Here is a 20,049-nt window from a genome sequence, read left to right as displayed (position 1 = left end):
TCACCAGAAGGCGATCGAACCAGGATCATGAAGATCATTATTCTCGGTGCCGGCCAGGTGGGCGGCACCCTGGCGGAGAACCTGGCGGGGGAACGCAACGACATCACCGTCATCGACATCGACGGCGAACGCTTGCGGGAACTGGGTGACCGCCTCGACATCGGCACCGTGCAGGGGATGGGCTGTTACCCCTGGGTGCTCAAGGATGCCGGCGCCGAAGACGCCGACATGCTGATCGCGGTGACCAATTCCGACGAAGTGAACATGGTCGCCTGCCAGGTCGCCTACAGCCTGTTCCGCACCCCCACCAAAATCGCCCGCATCCGCACCGCCTACTACACCGCCCGCGCCGACAAGCTGTTCAACGAGAACGCCATCCCCATCGACGTGATCATCAGCCCGGAGCAGGTGGTCACCGACTACATCAAGCGCCTGATCGAACACCCGGGCGCCCTGCAGGTGGTCAACTTCGCCAGCGGCCGGGTGCAGCTGGTGGCGGTGCGCGCCTATTACGGCGGCCCGCTGGTGGGCAACGAGCTGCGCGAACTGCGCAAGCACATGCCCAACGTGGACACCCGGGTGGCGGCGATCTTCCGGCGCAACCGGCCGATCATCCCGGAAGGCAACACGGTGATCGAGGCGGACGACGAAGTGTTCTTTATCGCCGCCAAGAACGACATCCGCGCGGTAATGAGCGAGCTGCGCCGCCTGGAGCACAACTACAAGCGGGTGCTGATCGCCGGCGGCGGCAACATCGGCTACCGCCTGGCCAAGAGCATTCAGCACCGCTACAACGTGAAGCTGATCGAGCGTTCACCGCAACGGGCCGAATGGCTCGGCGAAAAACTCGACCACACCGTGGTGCTGCAGGGCCTGGGCACCGACCGGGACGAACTGCTCAAGGCCAACATCGAAAACACCGACGTGTTCTGCGCGCTGACCAACGACGACGAGGCCAACATCATGGCCTCGCTGCTGGCCAAACGGCTGGGCGCGCGCAAGGTGATGACCCTGATCGCCAACCCGGCCTACGTGGACCTGGTGCAGGGCCACGACATCGACATCGCCATCTCGCCGCAGCAGTCCACCATCGGCAGCCTGCTCACCCATGTGCGCCGGGGCGACGTGGTCAACGTCTACTCCCTGCGCCGGGGCGCGGCGGAGGCCATCGAGGCGATTGCCCACGGCGACGCCAAATCGTCCAAGGTGGTGGGCCGCGCCATCGAGGACATCGATCTGCCGGAGGGCACCACCATCGGCGCCATTGTGCGCGGCGAAAAAGTGCTGATCGCCCACGACGATCTGGTGATCGAGCCGGACGACCACGTGATCCTGTTCCTGATCGACAAACGGCGGACCCGCGACGTGGAGAAGTTGTTCCAGGTCGGGTTCACCTTCTTCTAGGGCCGGCCGATGCATTTCGCGCTGATCTCCAAGGTGCTCGGTCTGCTGCTGGTGGTGTTCAGCTTCACCATGATGCCGCCGGTGGCGGTGGCGTTTTTCTATGGCGACGGCACCGAAGGCCCGTTCCTCACTTCGTTTTCCATCACCCTGCTGCTGGGTCTGGTGCTGTGGTTGCCGTTCTTCCGCCACCGCGCGGAACTGCAAACCCGCGACGGCTTTCTGGTGGTGACCCTGTTCTGGTCGGTGCTGGGGTTGATCGGGGCGCTGCCCCTGCTGATTTCCGACGCGGTGCCAGTGGGCTTTACCGACGCCGTGTTCGAGTCCGTGTCCGGCCTGACCACCACCGGCGCCACCATTCTCTCCGGCATCGACAATTTGCCGCCGTCGGTGCTGTTCTACCGGCAGCAGTTGCAGTGGCTTGGCGGCATGGGCGTGATCGTGCTGGCGGTGGCGATTCTGCCCATGCTGGGCATCGGTGGCATGCAGCTGTACAAAGCGGAAATCCCCGGCCCCATGAAGGAGGCCAAGCTGACCCCGCGCATCGCCGAAACCGCCAAGGCTCTGTGGTACGTGTATCTGGCCATCACCGTGGTCTGCGCCCTGGCCTACTGGGCCGCCGGCATGACCCTGTTCGACGCCATCTGCCACAGCTTCAGCACCGTTTCCACCGGCGGCTTTTCCACCCACGATGCCTCCATGGCCTACTGGGACAACGCCGCCATCGACTGGGTGGCCACCGTGTTTATCCTGATCGGCGGCATCAACTTCGCACTGCATTTCGCCGCCTGGCGCAGCCGGTCCCTGCTCACCTTCGTGCGCGACCCGGAATTCCGCTTCTTCATGGGGCTGATGCTGCTCTACATCCTGCTGGTCGGGTTCGGCCTGATGGTGTTCCACGTCCACGACCCGGTGGACCAGGCATTCCGCCATGCCGCCTTCCAGGTAGCCTCGTTCGGCACCGGCACCGGCCTGACCAGCACCAACGCCGCCGCCTGGCCGGGCTACATTCCCTACCTGCTGGTGCTGATCAGTTTTATCGGTGGCTGCGCCGGCTCCACCGGCGGCGGCATGAAGGCGGTGCGCGCCGCCCTGGTGGCCCGCCACAGCGTGCGCGAACTGCGCCGGCTGATCTATCCCAACGGCGTGTTCGCGCTGCGCTTCGGCAAGCATGTGGTCAACGACCGGGTATTGCAGGCGGTGTGGGGGTTCGTCGGCGTGTACATCACCATCTCGGTGATTTTCACCCTGCTGTTCACGGTCACCGGCATGGACCTGACCACCGCCGTCAGCGCCGTGGCCGCCTCCATCAACAACCTGGGCGTGGGCATCGGCCAGGTGGGCGCCGGCTTCGCCAACATCACCCCGGCGGCGAAATGGATGATGACCCTGCTGATGCTGCTCGGCCGGCTGGAGATCTTTACCTTCCTGGTGCTGTTCACGCCCCTGTTCTGGAAACAATAAGCGCCGCCCTTATCGCCCCCGTTTCCCGTTTCCCGTTTCCCGTTTCCCGTTGCCCGTAGGAGCGACTTCAGTCGCGATGCCGTTGCCGGAGCCGGGGAGCGATGAACCATAAAAAACCCCGGGGCCCTTTCGGGCGCCGGGGCAAGCAAGGCAGGACATTCAGAATCAGGCGATGTTGTTGACCCGGCGACTGCCCCGGAACAGCTGATCCATCTCGCCTTCGTAATAGGCTTCCACGCGAGGGTTCATCACCTTCTTCCACAGCGGCGGCACCAACGCCAGCACATACATGGCCGCGTACCCACCGGGCAGCTGCGGGCTTTCCTCATAGTGACGCAAAACCTGGTAGCGGCGCTTGGCGTAGGCGTGGTGGTCGCTGTGCCGTTGCAGCTGGAACAGGGCCAGGTTCGTGAGCAGGTAGTTGGAGTTCCAGCTGTGCGCCGGGGTAACCCGCTCATAGCGGCCATTGTCCTTCACTCGGCGGTGCAGGCCGTAGTGCTCGACGTAGTTGATCACTTCCAGGGTAAAAGCGGCCACGAAACTCTGCGCCACGAAGAACAGCACACCCATCCAGCCGAACGCCACCCCAAAGGCCACCGCGAACAACGCGGAAATGCTGTACCACCAGATCAGCTCGTTGTGGATGCTCAGGTTCTTCTTGCCCTTGCGCTCCAGATACTGCTTTTCCAGCTTCCAGGCGTTCAGGAAATTATGCTTGAAGGCACGGGGCAGGAACTCATAGAGCCCCTGGTTGTACTGGGAAGAGGAGGCGTCCTCCGGCGTGGACACGTGCACATGGTGACCGCGCACGTGCTCCACCTTGAAACCGGCATAGGTCACCGACGACAGCAGCAGCCCGCCCATCCAGTTTTCCAGCTTGGGGTCCTTGTGCACGAACTCATGGCCCAGGTTGATGGCGATGATGCCACCCACGGTGCCGATGGAAATGATCCAGCCGAGCTGGCCGAACCAGGAATAATTGTTGTTCACGAACACCCAGCCGGCGAAGAACAGCACCGCCAACCACAGGAACCCCATCAGGAACAGGGAGTAGGTGTACAGGCGCTCCTGGCTGAGGGACGGCACCTGGACCTCCTCGTCCGGGTTGGACGGGTCCTTGCCGATCAGGTAATCGAGCACCGGAATGATGCCGAACACAACGAAATAGATAAACCAGGCCCAGTAGTCCTGGGTCCCGGCCTCGCGCCCGATAAAGGCGCTCAGCGGCAACAGCGGCAGCACCAGAGCCCAAAAGGCCAGATACCCCCATTTTTTTATTTTCAGCATGGTATCGGAATGCATGTTGGCAAACATGATCGGTCTCCCGTGACGTTGTCAGTCCTCGATGGCAACATTAGCACCCTTTCTTGAATTGTCAAACAACTCAATTCGTGACATAGAGAACCCCTGCGCGGATAATGACGCCATCCACAGGAGGAAAAGATGTCCCTGAAAGCCGTCAGTCTCAGCGAACAGATCGCCGACCACCTCGGCGAGCGCATCGTGCGGGGGGAACTGGCCCCGGGCACCAAACTGCCCGAAGCGGAACTGGCAAAAAGCCTGGATGTGAGCACTAACTCACTCCGGGAGGCCTTCCGCCTCTTGGAAAAGCGACACCTCATTGAACTGCAACCACGGCGCGGCGCCCGCGTTTGCGACGTCACGGAAAGCGAGGTCCGTGACCTGTACGACTTCCTGTTCCTGCTGCTCTCTCACATGGCCGCCCGCGCCGCCCGCGACTGGCAACCCGGCCAGATCGAGGACCTGGCGCAAATGCTGCCCGAGCTGGAACGGCACTTTCAGGCCAACGACCTGCCCGCCGCCCACCAGGTGGCCTTCCGCTTCGTGGAAATGGCCACCCACCGATTCGCCGACAACCGCTACCTGGCCGCCGACATCGAGGACCTGGTGCCCCTGCTCAAGCGCTTCTCCTACATCGCCCTCCAGGAAGAAACCACCGAGTTCGACATGTCCCTGAAGATCTTCCAGCGGCTGCTGGAGAACGTGCTCGCCCGCAACCCGGAACAGGCCGCCGCGGATATTCGCGAATACGGGGAGAATCAGTGCCGGATCGTGCTGCGGGCGGTGGCGAAGCGGAACGCGGCTTAGGGCATCGGCCAACTGTTTGATATCATGTCAATTCTGACATATCATGCGGAGCATGAGCCCTAAGGACAAGCCGCTAATCTGGCTACATGGATACGTAAGGACGCCGCCTTTCTCGGCCTCCGCCAGATTAGAGGCGGGCTACCTGCTGCGAGAACTGCAGCGTGGCATAGCACTTACGATGCCGCACTCCAGACCCATGCCCTCCATTGGCGCTCATTGCCACGAACTTCGCATCACGGACGACGACAAGATCTGGCGTATATTTTACCGAGTCGACAAGGATGCCATTGTCATAGCGGAGATTGTTAAGAAAAAAACCGGCAAAACTCCGAAGACGGTAATCGATACCTGTAAGACCAGATTCAGGATGTATGACGATGCATGCGAATAAGCGTAAAAAGCTTGAGGAAAGCGGCTGGAGTATCGGCAATGCGGATGAGTTTCTGGAGCTTGCCCCTGAAGAGTCCGCCTACATTGAGATGAAACTGGCGCTCAGTCAGTCGCTCAAAGAGAGTCGACGCAAGAAAAATCTGAGCCAGGTAGAACTGGCAAAGCTGATCAAGTCCAGCCAGTCTCGAGTGGCCAAGATGGAAGCCGGCGACCCGAGCGTTTCCATGGATTTGCTTATGAGATCACTACTCGCCCTCGGCATTTCGTCAAAAGAGGTCGGGAGAGTCATTTCTTCTGGCAAGCCCCGAGCTGCTTAAGCCGACATTAGGCACCGCAGCTCAATCATTCTCGCTCGCGGTCGTCGGCTTTTGTTTGAACCATTGAATCTGCCCGCAGGCCGTGCACTCCAGAGCCGTGGCCCTTCGATTCAGCCAATCGAGATTCAAGAACGTCGCAAACCAGGTGTTGAGTTGAACCTGGCGACTTGAGAATGACTCGCCCCCACAGTGAAGACACCGGACTTGCTTGTCGGCCGCGTAAAACTTCATTCCTGGCTTCTCTATCAGTTTATGCGACGACCGGTTCCGGCCCTCAAGGTATCCACTTACGAACGCGAGAGCTGGAAAGAACGCCACACACGCGAACACCATCAGCACTGCTGTTGCCGTGTTTCCCATACCCCTGCCTATCTCTCTGCCATCGCCGACCATTGGCATTCAGGCGTAGCGGCCTGGTGCGATACGTGGCTTTTGGGAGATTGCTTCTTGGACCATTTACCTTCCGTTAAGAACCCCACAACAGCATCGTTAAAGATGTCCGGTTGGTCCATAAGAGGCAAGTGTCCGGCCTTCGAGATCCGAACAAAGCTGGCGTTTGGCAGGAGCTTTGATGCCGCCTCCCCATGGCCCAACGGGAAAAGCTTGTCGTCTTCCCCCCAAATGATCAGAGCATCATGGGTTATCCGACGAAGTGCGCTCTCGGGTATCTTTGAAACCGCGGCGCCCTTTCCCTGCCGAAAAGCCTTCTTCCCACCATCCCCCTTCAGCACCGCGACGGAATAGCGCGCATGATCAGGGTCTCTATTGGCCGGGTTGAACAATATAAAACGGGAATAAAACCGGTTCGCCAGGCCAGAAGGAAAGTTGTTCAACCAAAGCATGCCCAACAACGAACGCAACGAAGCCTTGGCACCCAGGCCCCCGGCATCCACCAGCACCAGCCGATCGACCATTTCCGGATTATCCAACACGAACTGAAGAGCAATCGCCCCTCCCTGAGACAGGCCGACAAGATGAGCCCGGGATACAGCTAATTCAGCAAGAAAGCCTTTCAACCAACCCGCAAAGAAGGCGCGATCATAGGGAGCATCCGGCTTATCCGATTCGCCGAAACCGACAATATCAGGAACAATCACCTGAAAATGCCGTGACAGCGCACCCATGGTCGGATACCAGGTTACCGCGCCCGCGCCAGCGCCATGCAGGCATACCACCGGCGCACCGGAGCCCGAGCACAAATAGCTCGTGCGAACCGAGCCCACCATGACATGGCCCTGCGTGACCGGCACCTCAATCTTACTGATAAGCGCCTGCCGATAGGTACTCGCGGTCACCTTAGTACAACCTCAAGCAACTCCGAGAATGCACTAAAGCGCTTGCTGCCCAGAGGCTCAAACAGTGAAACCGAAGCAAGCTCGAAGGAACTCCGCGCTTCCTCAAAAATTGTCTTCCCAGCTTCCGTCAGCGCCACCAGGCTAACCCTAGCGTCCCGAGGGTTCTCCTCCTTGGCTATAAGCCCCACCTTCTCCATCGGGTTGAGCAGCCGTGTAACGCCAGAAGGGCTCAACCCCACCTGCTCAGCGAGATCACTGCGTCGCATCCTCTGATTGGTGGCGCCATACAGCTGATTAAGAACCAGATAGTCCGACAGGCCGATACCGTGCACGGATAGCGCGGCACCAATCCGCTTCTGGAGTTTGCTATGCAGCCTGATCAGATTGATCGCCGACGCGGCTTCTTCATGTTGCGGCATAAGGATTTACTTGCTCAATGTTTGAGAGCGCAAGCATATGGTCATAATAGTTGCGAAGTCAAGCATTGGTCAACGATCCCTTGTGCCTGAGACAGCCAGGATCTACCCGACCGGCCCGTCACGCATCACGCTTCAACTCCCGGAGTTGCTTGGCTCGAATCAACAGATACAACGCAAACCCAACCGCCACCCCCGGCACAATGCCAAGCAGCAGGCACACCCACCCTTTTCGAACCCCATAGGCCTTGGCCTCATAAGCCACCCAGACAGCAAGAATGACCCAGCAAACAAGCACATCCGTCGAATAGCCGCTCGAATAAGGGTTCACAAACCCTGCCGTGAACGCGCCCCATACATCGGGGTTCTCAAAAAGCGGAGGCAGAACGGTCACAGCAAAGAACACCGTGAAGAAAAGAGCAGCGATCACCAATATTGCTTTAAAGATTGATTCGGGCATTTTTTAATATTCCTCTTATGTATGCCATAACTTAGTCAAACACCGATACCGGGCTGCATGAAACGTCGCCGCTTTTTTCTAAACTACTGAATCCGTCCACCAGATGTTCAGTTCAAATCGATGATGCCGATTGCTATTTTCGCAAACAATGCGATCGCTCCATAGACTATTATTATGCCAAGGAATATCGCGAAAAAATTGCCTGTGGGGCTGCCTCTGGAGATTTTCGGTTCATCTGTTTTGTCCTTTGTATACCAACCTAATGGCTCTAGTGTATCTGCCCTGTACCAATAGCCGTGAAAAAGAATATTGGTAGCTACCCCGATGGCAAATAGGCACCAACCAAACAGCTCTGCCAGCGGATTGTAACCAACGAAATCAATCAGGATAAAAGGAAGCACAACCAGAAATACATAAAAAGCGAACACTTGATAACGATATTTTTTGTTGCCGTGGATAAGGGCCTTACCAGGAGCGAAAAGGTATAGGATTAACGCCGAGGCGAGCAGAGCCGAAGAAACAGATAGCTTTGTAGCTAAACCTCCAAACTCTTCTGTATATGCGTAGATCGAGACAATCATTGGCAAAAAGGAAGATATCAGCGGAGCCCGCTGGGCCGCCAGCAAGTAACTATGTGTGTATTCACGTTTATCTTGGGACATATTCTAACGCCAAGCTAAGCGGCGCCCTGACAAGGGCGTCCAGTGAAGGCTGCAGGCCGGAACGAACTTGAGCGTTTTTTTATAAATTAGCCACCCCACTGACAGGCGTACATTCCGCCCTTGCCACCTACTAAAACTATTTTTCCAGATTGACTATCCACTTCCAGTATCAGGGTACAGGTAGCACCTTTTCGAGAACCCCAGTCTATTTCATGCTGCCTATTGCCATTGGGCAGCTCATACCCATCCTCGGGAGTGATTTCGTAGCGACCACCCTGCGCCAGCTCTTCCTTTGCTTCGGAGTAATCTCTACCCTTGTAATGGTGCTCTATATTCGTCATGAACTGCGCCCACGGATTCCCGGTGATACAACCGGGGAGCAGCATTAATGTCGCGATAAAAATGTACACTTTCATGATTTATAACGCCTGCATTCAGGGACGCTTGAGGCGACGTGCAACATAGCGGCAGCAAGGCTTCTGGGGGGGGGGTCAACCCTCACCTGCGACGCATTGTCGCACGTCACGCTCCATCAATACCCAAAACCTTTCTTAGCTCTGTCAAGATGGCTCGTTCTCTTTTTCCGATGCTTCGGAAACCCAAGAATCCACCGGAAGATTTGGCAACGCGCTCCGCTATCGAATATAGATCACTACAGAATTGCGCCCCGCCGTCCTGAGTATATTGAGCCATAATGCTCCGAGCTTCGGTAAGCTGCTCGACAAAGTCAAAACCCGCACCTGCCTCAACTACCCGACGCATTTGTACATTCGGGCTCTCAAGTCCGGCGGCCAATACCATCTTCAATCCTTGAGACTCGATATTTTCCTGTTCTTCCAGGACCTTAATGAAAGCGGCTTTCTCCTTTTCATCAATATTTCCATCCGCGCCGGCGATCATGACGAAAACAATGAATGGAGCGCCAACCAAGGTTTCCCACTGGCTCCGAGAGAATGACAACATTATGTCTTCCGCATAGAGGCGATTCTCAACGCTCTTGCCCACTATCGGCTCACCAAAGGCTGAAACCTGCTTATCTTTATTAATTTTGTAGCGCTGTACGATCAACGATGCTTTCTGATCTTCATCGGACTGGCCTAGCTCAATAAATATGCAGTCGGACTTAACGTTATCCAAGGTGACATACCCGTCCCACATCAGACCGTAATAGCGCACGTCGCCCTGATATTTCTTCAACGCTCGTGTCGCTGACTCGAACGCTTCCTGCAGTTGATCGACGACCAATACAAGCGTGGCTGACTGCCCCGATTGAGTTAAAACATCGATAAACGGAGAAAATGGCTCGCCGGCTTCCTCGTCGACCAACCCAAGGCCATGATCAATACAGCCTTTGAGAAAATTTCTGTAGTCCTCGGGAAAATTTTCCAACATCCCTAAAACCTCCTTGTTTGAATTACCCCAACTAAAGACCAAGCATCGCCGGATGCGGCCTGGTTCGCGCCCAACGCCCGGCTCATGCGCCGGTTCGGAGCCGCGAAGCGGGAGAAAATCGACCGCTGTGCAGCCAGTTGTTATGCCCTATTGCTCTGCTTCCTCGCCAACATGAGCATCAAACCGTTTCTCTAGGCCATTAATCTTCACTTCTACGATACCAATTCTTGATGCGGCAGCTTGATTTTTTGCTATACCATTCTCCGCTCTTTGCACATCTTTTTGAAGGTGTTCAACTCCCGACTTTAAAACTGAAATGTTTTCCCTATTACTGGAAATGTCCGAGTTTACCGAAATTAACGTTGAAAAATAGGTAACCACTGCAGTCAGAATAAGACCGCCACCATAAATAAGAACTTCCTTAGTGCTAAACCCAGATTCTTGAGGCTGTGTGGGTTGGGGGCTTGGAGCTGGCACATAGTCATGAGGTGGCGTAGGCGATGAGGAGCTACTTGCATTCGAATAAGGAGCATTTGTTGACGTAGTGGAGGCACTCATTTAATCAGCCTCTCTATCTCAGCCTCTGTGATTTTATGAGCATATCTCTCAGACAGCTTTAACAGCGTATTGAAATCAAAGGGATTTCCTGATCGTGGCACATTATTTATATCCCTCTGAACCAAAATTCCTTTTTCTTGTATACCATTATTTAAAGCGTCAACAGCACTAATCTCAATTACGTCATTTATTTTATATCCAAAATAATCGCTTTGCTTATTATATCGCAAGCTCAACTCTTCAGCGCCATCTACGAGACTTGTAAAATATTTCCCCCTCAAAGTTCTAATCGCCATATTATCTTTGTGGAAGTATGTCGCAACCATTCCAAATCTAATAATATCTTGCTTATCTATAATATATTTTATAAGAGCAGCAATTTTGACATTGAAATCTTTCACCAAGTCGGCATTCGATTTGTCTTCGTTTATTCGGGAAAGGTTAAAATCAATTCGAGATCTTGAAATATTGCAAGAGTATGCCCCATTGCTAGATTTGAGTATTATCACCGGAACTTCCGGCGGAAGCTCTCTGGGCGTTGGAATCATTTGAGGCATAGCATCAAAAATATTGAGAAGCCTCGAGTTCAAATCACCAAATTCAATATCTGGACGATCTACGATATCCCTGAGAAAGAACGCAAATTGTAGATTAATTATCTTGGTCTTCATTGACTCTCCAGATGCTCAAATCTTCAAAAGCATAACGCCTCAATAACCGGCGCAGCTTTGCTGCGTCCGGCGACTGCAAGGAGCCCAGTTGATTGATTTGTTATTTTTTACTCTGACTCAATTTCTTTCTTGAACTGTGATCTATTGAAAACTGAGATATTAAAACCTCTGAATATTGAGGATTCATCTTTTATTTTGTTTGCCCTCACATCACCAACTACCAACAATGTATCTCCAGCCGATATATTTTTTGTAAAAATCCCCCTGGCAAGCTGCAACTTAGGTATATAAACTAGCTTTTTACCATTACTAGTCACAGTTTGGCTGTAGCTTTGGAAGCTCCAAGGGAAATACTTTGCTTCTCCGTAGAGGCTTGCTTCACCTTTTAGAGTGATATTTACTGCGACTGGGTGCGATATTTGCCCCTTAAGAAGACGATTAAATAGTATCCTGTATCTCGTTTCATCATAATAAAAATCATTCCAAGAAACGAAGCTATCTTTGTATTGTATTTTTATAGATCCTTTTAACGCTTCAACATCAGGGGATTCTTGAATCAGCGATCTTAGCTTAGCAATGCCAGCTGCGGAGCGAAAATATGAAGCCAATTGCTTTTCAGAACGAATATAATTTCTACGCGATGATAAATGCTCACTTGCCTCGAACCCTTTACCATATTTCGAAAGATCCTGTGCCACTTTATGGGCATCCACCAAAATATTCATCCTAAATAGATAACTACCATCATCCTGCAGCACAAATATAGGGGTGGTATCTTCTACTGATTTTGACTCTGCAACTAAAAGATCTACAGCTCCTCTTACAGAGTAACCGCATTCATCACTATGCTCAGCGTCTTGCCATAGCTTTAAATATGCCGAAACAGGTGTATTCGAGGCCCCTCTCGTGTAAGAAGACACATACTGAACGTCAGTTCCACAGTATCTGCAATGGAGGTTTCCGTTGTCAGACTTTTTTAATTTTGAGATGTGGTAAATAGTGTCTCCGGAATCATTCTTTTTAGAAAATTCCATTTTAATACCTTTACTCAAAGTTTACCTCCCAGATTACTCTGACACATAACGCCGATGGTAAGCCGCCGGTGCGGAGCGCAGCGGAGTACCGGTCGGCTCCACCTACTGGTTAGAAGTCTCGGACCTTAATGACCTGAAAAAATCGACATGGGTCATCAATTCGGTATTTATTACCTTCTCAGTGTTGAGGCTCACTCTCTCCAAAAAAAAACCGATGATGGCGACGCCGAAAAAACCAAGCATGGACTCTTTTATTCCAAAATGGGTGGAGGAGACCGACGCGAGTGCGGCGAAAATCAGTGGTAAAACAAGAAGGTAGTACATTTGCCCCGAAATCATGTTTTCATTTGGTAGCAGAAAAGCTTTGAAGCGCTCGATTTCGGTGTCACTCGGATTCAGGTTTTCTAAACCCAAAATGAACCCTTCGACATGTCGATTCGCGAACTTCCAATCCGATTCCCAGTGCTCATCCAAGACTTTTCCAAGCGGATTTGCCCATCGCCTCAAGACGTTCATTGGCTTAAGCCAACTCGTTCTAATGTAGGCTTTTCGCTGTTGCCGATATTCCTTGGCCAACTCATAGATCTCGTTTATCACTATGTTTCCCTTATACTTCTAGCAGGTATTACCACGCTGGCTCGAATATCCAATGAACGCGCAGGCATCACACCTTATCAACCAGCAAGGAATAATCCCAAATAAAACCAGAAAGTTCTAACCCAGACAAACCCAAATACTGCCCTGTCGCGAAGTCACAAAAAAACGCGGCCGAAGCCGCGTTCTTGTGTCGGTACCGCACGCGCTCTGCGCGGTGGCCGAAGGTCTGCCCGCCTGCCGCAGGTATTTTTACCAGGTCACGCTGAAATCGGTGACGCGGCCGCTTTTCCAGAGGTTTTTGGCGCCGTTGGGGGGCAGGCAGCTGGTGCGGCGGTTGCCGTTGAAGCCGCAGAGGACTTCGTCCCAGTCGGGGGAGCCGGTGGTGTTGTAGCCGAAGGCGCCGTTGCCTTTGGGGACCGCCGGCTTGAGGCGTACATAGCCGCGGCCGCCGCTGCTGTCTTGGACTTTCAGCCAGATGGTGGTGGAGGACGGCAGGGTGCAGCTGCCGTTGCCGGTCCATTTGTAGGAGCCGCTGACGGTGGGTTCGCCCATCAGGCTGTCGAGTTTGTAGATGACCTGCATGTTGCTGACCTGGCAGCTGCCGACGCGGAAGTTGCTTTGGCTTTGGGAGCCGGAGCCGGGGCCGGCGGCGAGGGCGGCCACCGGGGCGGCGAGGAGGAGCAGGGCGAGGCCCCGTTGGAGTGAGGTGGAGTGGATCATGGTGCGTCCCCAAAGTTAATGAATGAGATGCACTGGATGATCCGGGTTGGGTCCTCGCCGCGCATGCCCCATTTGGGGTATGGCTTCATTTGGCCGGGTACGGCGCCGGAGCCCTGTGCGCGGTGGCACAGGGCTCCATGGTGGCGCCGGCGGCTGGGCCGGGGTTAGCGGCCGAGAATATCCCGGGCGATGATTTCTTTCATGATTTCGCTGGTGCCGCCGTAGATGCGCTGGATGCGGGCGTCCACGAAGTCGCGGGAGATGGGGTATTCCTTCATGTAGCCGTAGCCGCCGAACAGTTGCAGGCATTGGTCGGCGACCTTGCCTTGCAGTTCGGTGGTGGTGAGTTTGGCGATGGAGGCGTTGGTGGTGCTGAGTTCGCCGCGGTCGTATTGGTCGGTGCATTGGGCGCAGAAGGCTTTGTTGACTTGCACCTGGGCGTGCAGGTCCGCCAGCACGAAGCGGGTGTTCTGGAATTTGCTGATGGACTGGCCGAAGGCCTGGCGTTCCTGGGTGTAGGCCACGGTGCGGTCGATCATGCCTTCGCAGGCGGCCACGGCGCCCAGGGCGAGGATCAGGCGTTCCCGGGGCAGTTCATTCATCAGGTTGAAGAAGCCTTTGCCTTCGCCGCCGAGGATCTGGTCGGCGCCGACCTGGAGGCCTTCGAAGAACAGCTCGGAGGTGTCGGCGGCGTGGTGGCCCATTTTTTCCAGGTTGCGGCCCCGGGAGAAGCCGGGCAGGGAGGCGTCCACGGTGAACAGGGTGATGCCCTTGGCGCCGGCGTTGGGGTCGGTTTTGGTGGCGAGCACGATCACGTCGCAGTGCTGGCCGTTGGTGATAAAGGTTTTCTGGCCGTTGATGACGTAGCCGTCGCCGTCTTTTTCGGCGCGGGTTTTCATGGCCTGCAGGTCGGAGCCGGCGCCGGGTTCGGTCATGCCGATGGAGCCCACCGCTTCGCCGGTGACCATTTTCGGCAGCCAGGTCTGTTTTTGCTCCTCGGTGCCCAGGTGCAGGATGTAGGGGGCGACGATGTCGGAGTGCACGGACAGGTTGGAGGCCAGGGCGCCGAAGCCCATGCGCGAGGCTTCTTCGACCATCACGGCGGAGAGCCGGAAGTCCGCGCCGAAGCCGCCGTACTGCTCGGGTACGTCCACGCACAGCAGGCCGTTTTCGCCCATGCGGTTCCAGAGTTCGCGGGGCAGTTTTTCGTCCTTTTCCCATTGGTCGTAGTGGGGTTGGACTTCTTTCTCCAGGAACTTGCGGACATTGTCGCGGAACAGATCGATTTCGTTCTGATCAAGCATGGTTCGCCCTCTCTACAATCTACAAGCTGCAATAGCGCCGGCGGCGCGGGGCACCAGGGCGCGTAACGGGAACGGCGGCGAAGCGCCGCCAGGGAAAGCGACAGTCTAGCGGCTTGCGGCGCCGTGGTCGCCGGCCGGGCGTGGCCGGCCGGTCACGGGGGCGGGGTCAGCCTTCCGGCTGGATCACGACTTCGGCGCGCAGGGAGTTGGCGACGAAGCAGTTGCGGTGGGCGGCATCGTGGAGTTTTTTCAGGGCTGCCGGTTCCACTTCGCTGTCGAACACCACGCGGGGGCGCAGGTCGATGCGGGTGATGGCCATGCGGCCGTCCTCGTTCTTCTCCACCACGCCCACGGGGCGGTCCACGTAGCTGAGCACCTTGAGGCGCTGCTTGGCGGCGATGGACAGAAAGGTGAGCATATGACAGCTGGCGGTGGCGGCGATCACCGCTTCATCGGGATTGACCCGGTTGGTGGAGCCGAACAACTCCGGTGACGAGGAAGCCTGAACCACCTCCCCGCCGGCAAAGGTCCATTCGTGGGACCGGTCAAAACTCTCGTAATCGAAGCTGGCATCCGGTGCCAGATGCCAAGCCACGGTGGCGCCGTATTCGCTCATGGTTCTATTCCCTCTTTTTCTGATCCAGGCTTCAACCATGCTATGCCAGGGCCGCGAGGGCAATACTGAGCGGGATCAATCCGCGCGCAGACGCTCCGCCACCGCCCGCGCCACCCGGGGGCTGTAGAGCAGGGAGCAATGGCCCAGGTAGGGCAGGTGCAGGTTGTCTTCCGCCTGCTCCAGGCGGGCGGTGGTGGCGGGCATCACGAAGTTGTCCATGTCGGAATAAAAACAGTGGTAACGGGCGCCGCCGGGGCATTCGCCTCCTTCCGCCAGTTCCTTCGTGAAGGGGCTGCGGTAGCGCATCTGGGCGGCGGCGCCGCGGGCGGGGAACAGGGCGGCGATGCGGGTGCCGTGGTGGGGGCTGCCCAGGGTGATCACCTTGCGTACCCGGCCGGCCAGTCCCAGGTTCTTGATCGCATAGCGGCTGAGCGGGCCGCCCATGGAATGGCACACCAGGTCCACCTGCTCGGCGCCGGTGCGTTCCAGCACCCGCTCCACGTGGCGCGCCACCTGGGCGGCCAGCTTGCGGGCGTTGATGTGCGGCGGGGTATAGCTGACCGCGTAGACGTTGCGGAAGCCCCAGCGCCGCAGCCGCCACTGCATCCACAGAAAATTGGCGCTGTTGCCGCCGTAGCCATGCACCAGAATCACCGGCGGCCGGTCCCAGGCCCGGCTGCGCTTGGGCGAGGCGTCCTGAATCAGGCGCAGCGGGTAGCTGGCCACCAGAAAGCTCAGGCTGACCGCCTCCAGCAGCATGGCGGCCAGGGTGCGGCCGGGCCGCAACGGCGTGGGCTGGTGGTCCTCGGTGGGCGCGGGGAAGTTGCGCCGGTCGTAGAACCAGACCAGGTAGAACGCCAGGGTGACGTAGGCGGGGATCAGGGCGACCACCACCAGAACCACGGATAGAATCCAGATCATGATGTACTCCGGTACCTTATCCCTCGACAGTATCCCCCGACAGTACCCAGGCGCGGCCGCCTTCACAACGGCGGGGGACCGCGCGGCCACCGCCATCTCCGGTCATGGCCGCTGCCGGTTCGGCGTGGCACACTGTCGGCCCCGCTGTTTCGAGCGATTCCTGTTTGAGCGAGGCCCGTTTTGAGTAACCCCCCGAGCGACACCGCCATCGTCAATGAAGTGGGCCTGCGTGATGGCCTGCAGAACCAGCCCGTGCCGGTGGATACCGACACCAAGGCGCGCATCGCCGGGCTCCTGGTGGAGGCCGGGGTGCGTTATCTGGAGCCGGTCAGCTTCGTCAGCCCCAAGGCGGTGCCGCAAATGGCGGACGCGGCGGCGCTCACCGAGCGGCTGCCACGCCGGGATGATCTGCATTACACCGCCCTGGTGCCCAATCTGAAGGGCTACCAGCTGGCCCGCGACGCCGGCTATGCCACCGTGGCCCTGGTACTGTCCACCACCGACACCTTCAACCAGCGCAATCTGAACATGAGCCTGGAGCAGGCCGCCGCCAGCTGCGAGTCAATTCTGCAGGCAGCCCGGGAAGACGGGGTGGCCACCCGCACCTATGTGTCCGGCGCCTTCGCCTGCCCCTACGACGGGCCGGTGCCGGTGGCGCTGACGCAATCCCTGGCGGAGCGCATGTTCGCCGCCGGCAGTGACGAGGTGGCCATCGCCGACACCATCGGCGGCGGCAATCCGCGCCAGATGAAGGACATCATGGGGCCGCTGGTCCGCGACTTCGGCGCCGAGCGTTTCTACGTGCACCTGCACGATACCCGTGGCCTGGCGGCGGCCATGGCCTGGGAGGCGGCGGACCTGGGCGTGCGCCGTTTCGACGCCTCCCTGGGCGGCCTGGGCGGCTGCCCGTTCGCCCCCGGCGCCACCGGCAATATGGCCACGGAGGATCTGGTCTACCTGCTGGAGAGCGTCGGTCTGAAAACCGGCATCGAGATAGAGGGTCTGCGTGAAGCCATCGCCCTGGCCGCCGAAGCTACCGGGCGCCCGCTGGGCGGGCGCATTCTTTCCTGGATGGCTTCCCAGGAGAAGCAGGGTAAGACCGCCTGCCTTTGGTAGAGGCACCTCATGTAGGGGCGGCTGGGCGGCACTCCGCTTTAGCCGCGATCGTAATCGCGGCTGAAGCCGCTCCTACAACAATCCTTGGGAGGCGCTCAGGGGCCGGTGTTGGGGTAGCGGAACTCACCGGACACGGAGATGGCGTCATCGCCGCCGGGCAGTACCGGCCCCATATTGCGCGCCACCAGGGTGGCGCTGTAGGTGCCGGCCACTTCGCCGTTATCGACGCTGGTCACGTTCAGCGTGCAGGACGCCCCCTCGGTGGGGTTCTGCACCCCGGATTGGTAGTAGACCGTCCCATAGGGAATGCCCGCCGGGTTGGACAACGTCATGCTCGGACTCAGACCGCCCACGTCCTGGCTACAGGCGTAGCTGCCCACCGCCATCGGAATCTCCGACCACACCATGCGAAGCTCGCCAACCGGCGGCGGCAGTTCGTTGAAGGGACGGTTGAAGTAGCCGTTGTTGCCGTTGGAAGACGGCTCCGACGCCAGCAGGAAGGTCTCACCGGCCGTGAAATGGGTACTGCCGTCGTCGATGGTCAGGGTGATGCCGTGGGCTTCGCTGCCCAGGGGGCCCTCGTTGCCCTGGTTGGCGGCGTGGAACATCTGGGTGGTGAAGTTACGGAACGCGCCGTGCACCACCAGGGTACGCTCGGCTTCCGGCAACTCGGTGTCGCCCTGGGACAGGCCGGAACCGAAGGCGTCGAAGCTGGGCCCGATCAGGGTGGCGGTGTAGGAGCCCACATACTTGCGGGCGGCGCTTTGTTCGATGGTCACGGTGCATGCGCCACCATTGCTGCTCTGGAACTTGAACAGCGGGCTGCTGATGGTCACCCAGCCCATGGCCAGGCTCACCGAGGCGGAGGACGAATCACAGTGGTAGGTCCCCACCCCCGGGTAGGCGCTGCCCGCCGAGACCTTAACGTCGATGTAGTGGTCCGGGTGGGAGCCATCTTCCGGGGTCTTGCCCTCGATAAAATAGCCGGAACGCATTTCCCGGGTGCCGCTATCGACCATCAGGATATGGCTGAGGTTGTCCGCCAGCGCCGGCATCGGGCCTTCCTTGCCGGTGTGAATGAAAATGCGGAACTGGCCGTCGCTCAGGCTCACCTGCTCCGTGTCCTTATCGTTAGTGAGCGTAGCGCTGATGATGCGCCCTTCGGTGGCGCCATTGCCGAAGTGATAGTCCACCGACAGTTCACACTCGGTGGCGGTCCAGGTCTTCCATACCACCGGTGTGGCGTCCATATCCGCGGTCATCATGGAAACACCGGTGCTCTCCCCGCATAGCTGCGTGCCCAGGTTGCCATGGGCCACGTTGACCTGCGCCCACAAGAGCTGTTCATCGCCGACGAACGGCGTGGTGTCCTGAATCTGGTCGCCGTCGTCAAAGTTGTTAGCGCGAATCTGGCGTTTGCTGGTGGTGGCCATGAAGGTTTCGATAAACGGTTGCTCGATGGCCCAGACATGGCCGTCCCGCGCCACCGCCACGCCATTGTGACCGCTCAGCAATTCCGCGCCGGGTTCCGGGTCCGGGTCGCCCGCGTCTTCCTGGATCAGCGCCCGGGTGGTGGCGCCCTGGCCGTCATCATGGATGATCTCCATGACCTCCAGGTCGCTATTCAGGTACAGGCGAATGCGTTCGTCACTGTCGGAAGCGCCGTAGTTCACCGCGATCCGCCGGTCCGTGGGCACATCGGTGCGGTCATCAATGGCGACGATGTCCGCCACCGGAAAACGGATGCCGGTATCGAAATCCACGTCGCCCTGGGCGGAGATGGTCACCGAGCCGCGCAGGTGGTCCCGATTGGCCGCGCCGCAGCCGCCGCAGTAGCCCGGGTCGCCGACACCGTTGCCAATCACCGTGTAGGTGCCGGCGTAGTCGGTCAGCACGCTCAGGTTAGCGGGCAATTCCGGATCGGTGGCGCCCTGGCCCGGCGCATCCGGGAACTGGGCCAGGTTGCCGTCCTTGACCAGTGTCACCAGGGCAGCGTAATCCGTCAGGGCCGGGTCGTCATCGATGGCGGCCTGAATGGAATCGAGCACCTGGTCCCAGTCATCGCCGATCACCAGTGCCCGGGTAAAGGGATCGCCGGCGGGCAGGGTAAAGCCGGCGTCGGACATCGCCGCCAGCAGCTCGGTTTTGTTGGCGTTCACGGTGGCGGTGTCCGGCCAGCTGGCGGGCGTGGCCACCCAGCTGCCATCCGCCGATCCGGTGGCCAGGGCCAACACCATGTCGCTAATCGGCGTGATATTGACGGTACCGGCCTGGCTGGCATAACCGCGCAGGGTGACCGGCGGCGTACCGCCGGTAACGGTCAGCACGCAGGGCAGGCCAGCGCTGTCCACCTCACCGCTCCAGGCACCATCGGCGTTGGTGGTCACGGTGGAAGTGAAACCGCTGCCGTCGGAACATTGGGCGGTAACGGTGCCCATTTGGATGGCCGCGCCGACCGCGGCGGTGCCCCCCAGGGTGGAGGAAGAAGGCGTGGGCGACCCTCCGCCGCCCCCCGCCGACTCACCATGATGGTTGCTGCTTCCTCCGCCACAACCCACCACCGCCAGCGTTACCGCCAGCAGGCCAGGCCTGATCATTAAAATCCA

Annotated in this window: 22 protein-coding genes; 6 read left to right on the top strand and 16 right to left on the bottom strand. The window is 58.0% G+C overall.

Features of this window, described 5'->3' with window-relative positions; translation table 11 throughout:
* Positions 1 to 27 precede the first annotated feature (27 nt).
* Both trkA and FGS76_RS16345 read left to right on the top strand, forming a co-directional pair.
* Positions 28 to 1,404: a Trk system potassium transporter TrkA gene (gene trkA, locus FGS76_RS16350; protein ID WP_138773717.1), complete on the top strand. Its 1,377-nt coding sequence runs from the start codon at positions 28 to 30 to the stop codon at positions 1,402 to 1,404.
* A gap of 9 nt (positions 1,405 to 1,413) precedes the next feature.
* Positions 1,414 to 2,865 (top strand): TrkH family potassium uptake protein, encoded by a 1,452-nt coding sequence (locus FGS76_RS16345; RefSeq protein WP_138773716.1) that lies wholly within the window; start codon positions 1,414 to 1,416, stop codon positions 2,863 to 2,865.
* Between the two features lie 165 nt (positions 2,866 to 3,030).
* Here the strand turns inward: FGS76_RS16345 and FGS76_RS16340 are convergent, their stop codons facing one another.
* Positions 3,031 to 4,179 carry an alkane 1-monooxygenase gene (locus FGS76_RS16340; protein ID WP_138773715.1) on the bottom strand — a complete coding sequence of 383 codons (1,149 nt, stop codon included), beginning with the start codon at positions 4,177 to 4,179 and terminating at the stop codon, positions 3,031 to 3,033.
* 129 nt (positions 4,180 to 4,308) lie between these two features.
* Between FGS76_RS16340 and FGS76_RS16335 the strand changes: the two genes are divergently transcribed.
* The 3 genes from FGS76_RS16335 to FGS76_RS16325 are packed head-to-tail and all read left to right on the top strand — an operon-like array spanning position 4,309 to position 5,681.
* Positions 4,309 to 4,974: a GntR family transcriptional regulator gene (locus tag FGS76_RS16335; RefSeq protein WP_138773714.1), complete on the top strand. Its 666-nt coding sequence runs from the start codon at positions 4,309 to 4,311 to the stop codon at positions 4,972 to 4,974.
* A gap of 43 nt (positions 4,975 to 5,017) precedes the next feature.
* Positions 5,018 to 5,365: a type II toxin-antitoxin system RelE/ParE family toxin gene (locus tag FGS76_RS19920; protein ID WP_377899286.1), complete on the top strand. Its 348-nt coding sequence runs from the start codon at positions 5,018 to 5,020 to the stop codon at positions 5,363 to 5,365.
* On the top strand, positions 5,352 to 5,681 hold the full coding sequence (locus tag FGS76_RS16325) for a helix-turn-helix transcriptional regulator (protein WP_138773712.1): 330 nt from the start codon (positions 5,352 to 5,354) through the stop codon (positions 5,679 to 5,681). The genes FGS76_RS19920 and FGS76_RS16325 overlap by 14 nt, the downstream gene beginning before the upstream one ends.
* A 368-nt stretch (positions 5,682 to 6,049) precedes the next feature.
* Here the strand turns inward: FGS76_RS16325 and FGS76_RS16315 are convergent, their stop codons facing one another.
* The 14 genes from FGS76_RS16315 to FGS76_RS16250 all read right to left on the bottom strand — a co-directional run bounded on the left by FGS76_RS16315 (position 6,050) and on the right by FGS76_RS16250 (position 16,327).
* The gene (locus FGS76_RS16315) at positions 6,050 to 6,976 is read right to left on the bottom strand and encodes an alpha/beta fold hydrolase (protein WP_240692577.1); all 927 of its coding nucleotides are present in this window, start codon (positions 6,974 to 6,976) and stop codon (positions 6,050 to 6,052) included.
* Positions 6,973 to 7,395, bottom strand: coding sequence for a MarR family winged helix-turn-helix transcriptional regulator (locus FGS76_RS16310; RefSeq protein WP_138773710.1), 423 nt, complete (start codon positions 7,393 to 7,395; stop codon positions 6,973 to 6,975). Before FGS76_RS16310 ends, FGS76_RS16315 begins: the two co-directional genes overlap by 4 nt.
* A gap of 118 nt (positions 7,396 to 7,513) precedes the next feature.
* The gene (locus FGS76_RS16305) at positions 7,514 to 7,852 is read right to left on the bottom strand and encodes a DUF2834 domain-containing protein (RefSeq protein ID WP_138773709.1); all 339 of its coding nucleotides are present in this window, start codon (positions 7,850 to 7,852) and stop codon (positions 7,514 to 7,516) included.
* Between the two features lie 107 nt (positions 7,853 to 7,959).
* A complete protein-coding gene (locus FGS76_RS16300) occupies positions 7,960 to 8,514 on the bottom strand; it encodes a hypothetical protein (RefSeq protein ID WP_138773708.1) in 555 nt (184 codons plus the stop codon).
* 86 nt (positions 8,515 to 8,600) lie between these two features.
* Entirely contained in the window at positions 8,601 to 8,930 is a 330-nt protein-coding gene (locus FGS76_RS16295) for a hypothetical protein (RefSeq protein ID WP_138773707.1), read from the bottom strand.
* A gap of 106 nt (positions 8,931 to 9,036) precedes the next feature.
* Positions 9,037 to 9,906, bottom strand: coding sequence for a hypothetical protein (locus FGS76_RS16290; protein ID WP_138773706.1), 870 nt, complete (start codon positions 9,904 to 9,906; stop codon positions 9,037 to 9,039).
* 147 nt (positions 9,907 to 10,053) lie between these two features.
* The gene (locus FGS76_RS16285) at positions 10,054 to 10,464 is read right to left on the bottom strand and encodes a hypothetical protein (RefSeq protein WP_138773705.1); all 411 of its coding nucleotides are present in this window, start codon (positions 10,462 to 10,464) and stop codon (positions 10,054 to 10,056) included.
* Complete coding sequence (locus FGS76_RS16280) at positions 10,461 to 11,135, bottom strand: hypothetical protein (protein WP_138773704.1); 675 nt, start codon at positions 11,133 to 11,135, stop codon at positions 10,461 to 10,463. Before FGS76_RS16280 ends, FGS76_RS16285 begins: the two co-directional genes overlap by 4 nt.
* Positions 11,136 to 11,242: 107 nt before the next feature.
* Positions 11,243 to 12,187, bottom strand: a complete 945-nt coding sequence (locus FGS76_RS16275; protein ID WP_138773703.1) for a hypothetical protein — start codon at positions 12,185 to 12,187, stop codon at positions 11,243 to 11,245.
* Positions 12,188 to 12,271: 84 nt separating this feature from the next.
* Positions 12,272 to 12,766 carry a hypothetical protein gene (locus FGS76_RS16270; RefSeq protein WP_138773702.1) on the bottom strand — a complete coding sequence of 165 codons (495 nt, stop codon included), beginning with the start codon at positions 12,764 to 12,766 and terminating at the stop codon, positions 12,272 to 12,274.
* Positions 12,767 to 13,015: 249 nt separating this feature from the next.
* The gene (locus FGS76_RS16265; protein WP_138773701.1) at positions 13,016 to 13,486 is read right to left on the bottom strand and encodes a hypothetical protein; all 471 of its coding nucleotides are present in this window, start codon (positions 13,484 to 13,486) and stop codon (positions 13,016 to 13,018) included.
* A 164-nt stretch (positions 13,487 to 13,650) separates the two neighbouring features.
* Positions 13,651 to 14,790, bottom strand: a complete 1,140-nt coding sequence (locus FGS76_RS16260; RefSeq protein ID WP_138773700.1) for an acyl-CoA dehydrogenase family protein — start codon at positions 14,788 to 14,790, stop codon at positions 13,651 to 13,653.
* 166 nt (positions 14,791 to 14,956) lie between these two features.
* Positions 14,957 to 15,406: an OsmC family protein gene (locus FGS76_RS16255; RefSeq protein ID WP_138773699.1), complete on the bottom strand. Its 450-nt coding sequence runs from the start codon at positions 15,404 to 15,406 to the stop codon at positions 14,957 to 14,959.
* A 75-nt stretch (positions 15,407 to 15,481) separates the two neighbouring features.
* Positions 15,482 to 16,327: an esterase/lipase family protein gene (locus tag FGS76_RS16250; RefSeq protein WP_138773698.1), complete on the bottom strand. Its 846-nt coding sequence runs from the start codon at positions 16,325 to 16,327 to the stop codon at positions 15,482 to 15,484.
* 180 nt (positions 16,328 to 16,507) lie between these two features.
* Between FGS76_RS16250 and FGS76_RS16245 the strand changes: the two genes are divergently transcribed.
* Entirely contained in the window at positions 16,508 to 17,443 is a 936-nt protein-coding gene (locus FGS76_RS16245; protein ID WP_138773697.1) for a hydroxymethylglutaryl-CoA lyase, read from the top strand.
* A gap of 95 nt (positions 17,444 to 17,538) precedes the next feature.
* On the opposite strand, the gene FGS76_RS16240 is transcribed toward FGS76_RS16245, so the two are convergent.
* Positions 17,539 to 20,040: a hypothetical protein gene (locus FGS76_RS16240; protein WP_138773696.1), complete on the bottom strand. Its 2,502-nt coding sequence runs from the start codon at positions 20,038 to 20,040 to the stop codon at positions 17,539 to 17,541.
* Positions 20,041 to 20,049: the final 9 nt, after the last annotated feature.

This window comes from Alloalcanivorax gelatiniphagus (genome assembly GCF_005938655.1).
GTDB lineage: Bacteria > Pseudomonadota > Gammaproteobacteria > Pseudomonadales > Alcanivoracaceae > Alloalcanivorax > Alloalcanivorax gelatiniphagus.
The sequence above is the reverse complement of the archived record's forward strand: the minus strand, read 5'-3'. Positions and strand labels throughout refer to the sequence as shown.

What these genes read in the sequence shown, in the direction of transcription:
- trkA (WP_138773717.1), top strand. Translation starts at nt 28, where the DNA reads ATGAAGATCATTATTCTCGGTGCCGGCCAGGTGGGCGGCACCCTGGCG.
- FGS76_RS16345 (WP_138773716.1), top strand. Translation starts at nt 1,414, where the DNA reads ATGCATTTCGCGCTGATCTCCAAGGTGCTCGGTCTGCTGCTGGTGGTG.
- FGS76_RS16340 (WP_138773715.1), bottom strand. Translation starts at nt 4,179, where the DNA reads ATGTTTGCCAACATGCATTCCGATACCATGCTGAAAATAAAAAAATGG.
- FGS76_RS16335 (WP_138773714.1), top strand. Translation starts at nt 4,309, where the DNA reads ATGTCCCTGAAAGCCGTCAGTCTCAGCGAACAGATCGCCGACCACCTC.
- FGS76_RS19920 (WP_377899286.1), top strand. Translation starts at nt 5,018, where the DNA reads ATGCGGAGCATGAGCCCTAAGGACAAGCCGCTAATCTGGCTACATGGA.
- FGS76_RS16325 (WP_138773712.1), top strand. Translation starts at nt 5,352, where the DNA reads ATGCATGCGAATAAGCGTAAAAAGCTTGAGGAAAGCGGCTGGAGTATC.
- FGS76_RS16310 (WP_138773710.1), bottom strand. Translation starts at nt 7,395, where the DNA reads ATGCCGCAACATGAAGAAGCCGCGTCGGCGATCAATCTGATCAGGCTG.
- FGS76_RS16305 (WP_138773709.1), bottom strand. Translation starts at nt 7,852, where the DNA reads ATGCCCGAATCAATCTTTAAAGCAATATTGGTGATCGCTGCTCTTTTC.
- FGS76_RS16300 (WP_138773708.1), bottom strand. Translation starts at nt 8,514, where the DNA reads ATGTCCCAAGATAAACGTGAATACACACATAGTTACTTGCTGGCGGCC.
- FGS76_RS16295 (WP_138773707.1), bottom strand. Translation starts at nt 8,930, where the DNA reads ATGAAAGTGTACATTTTTATCGCGACATTAATGCTGCTCCCCGGTTGT.
- FGS76_RS16290 (WP_138773706.1), bottom strand. Translation starts at nt 9,906, where the DNA reads ATGTTGGAAAATTTTCCCGAGGACTACAGAAATTTTCTCAAAGGCTGT.
- FGS76_RS16285 (WP_138773705.1), bottom strand. Translation starts at nt 10,464, where the DNA reads ATGAGTGCCTCCACTACGTCAACAAATGCTCCTTATTCGAATGCAAGT.
- FGS76_RS16280 (WP_138773704.1), bottom strand. Translation starts at nt 11,135, where the DNA reads ATGAAGACCAAGATAATTAATCTACAATTTGCGTTCTTTCTCAGGGAT.
- FGS76_RS16265 (WP_138773701.1), bottom strand. Translation starts at nt 13,486, where the DNA reads ATGATCCACTCCACCTCACTCCAACGGGGCCTCGCCCTGCTCCTCCTC.
- FGS76_RS16260 (WP_138773700.1), bottom strand. Translation starts at nt 14,790, where the DNA reads ATGCTTGATCAGAACGAAATCGATCTGTTCCGCGACAATGTCCGCAAG.
- FGS76_RS16255 (WP_138773699.1), bottom strand. Translation starts at nt 15,406, where the DNA reads ATGAGCGAATACGGCGCCACCGTGGCTTGGCATCTGGCACCGGATGCC.
- FGS76_RS16250 (WP_138773698.1), bottom strand. Translation starts at nt 16,327, where the DNA reads ATGATCTGGATTCTATCCGTGGTTCTGGTGGTGGTCGCCCTGATCCCC.
- FGS76_RS16240 (WP_138773696.1), bottom strand. Translation starts at nt 20,040, where the DNA reads ATGATCAGGCCTGGCCTGCTGGCGGTAACGCTGGCGGTGGTGGGTTGT.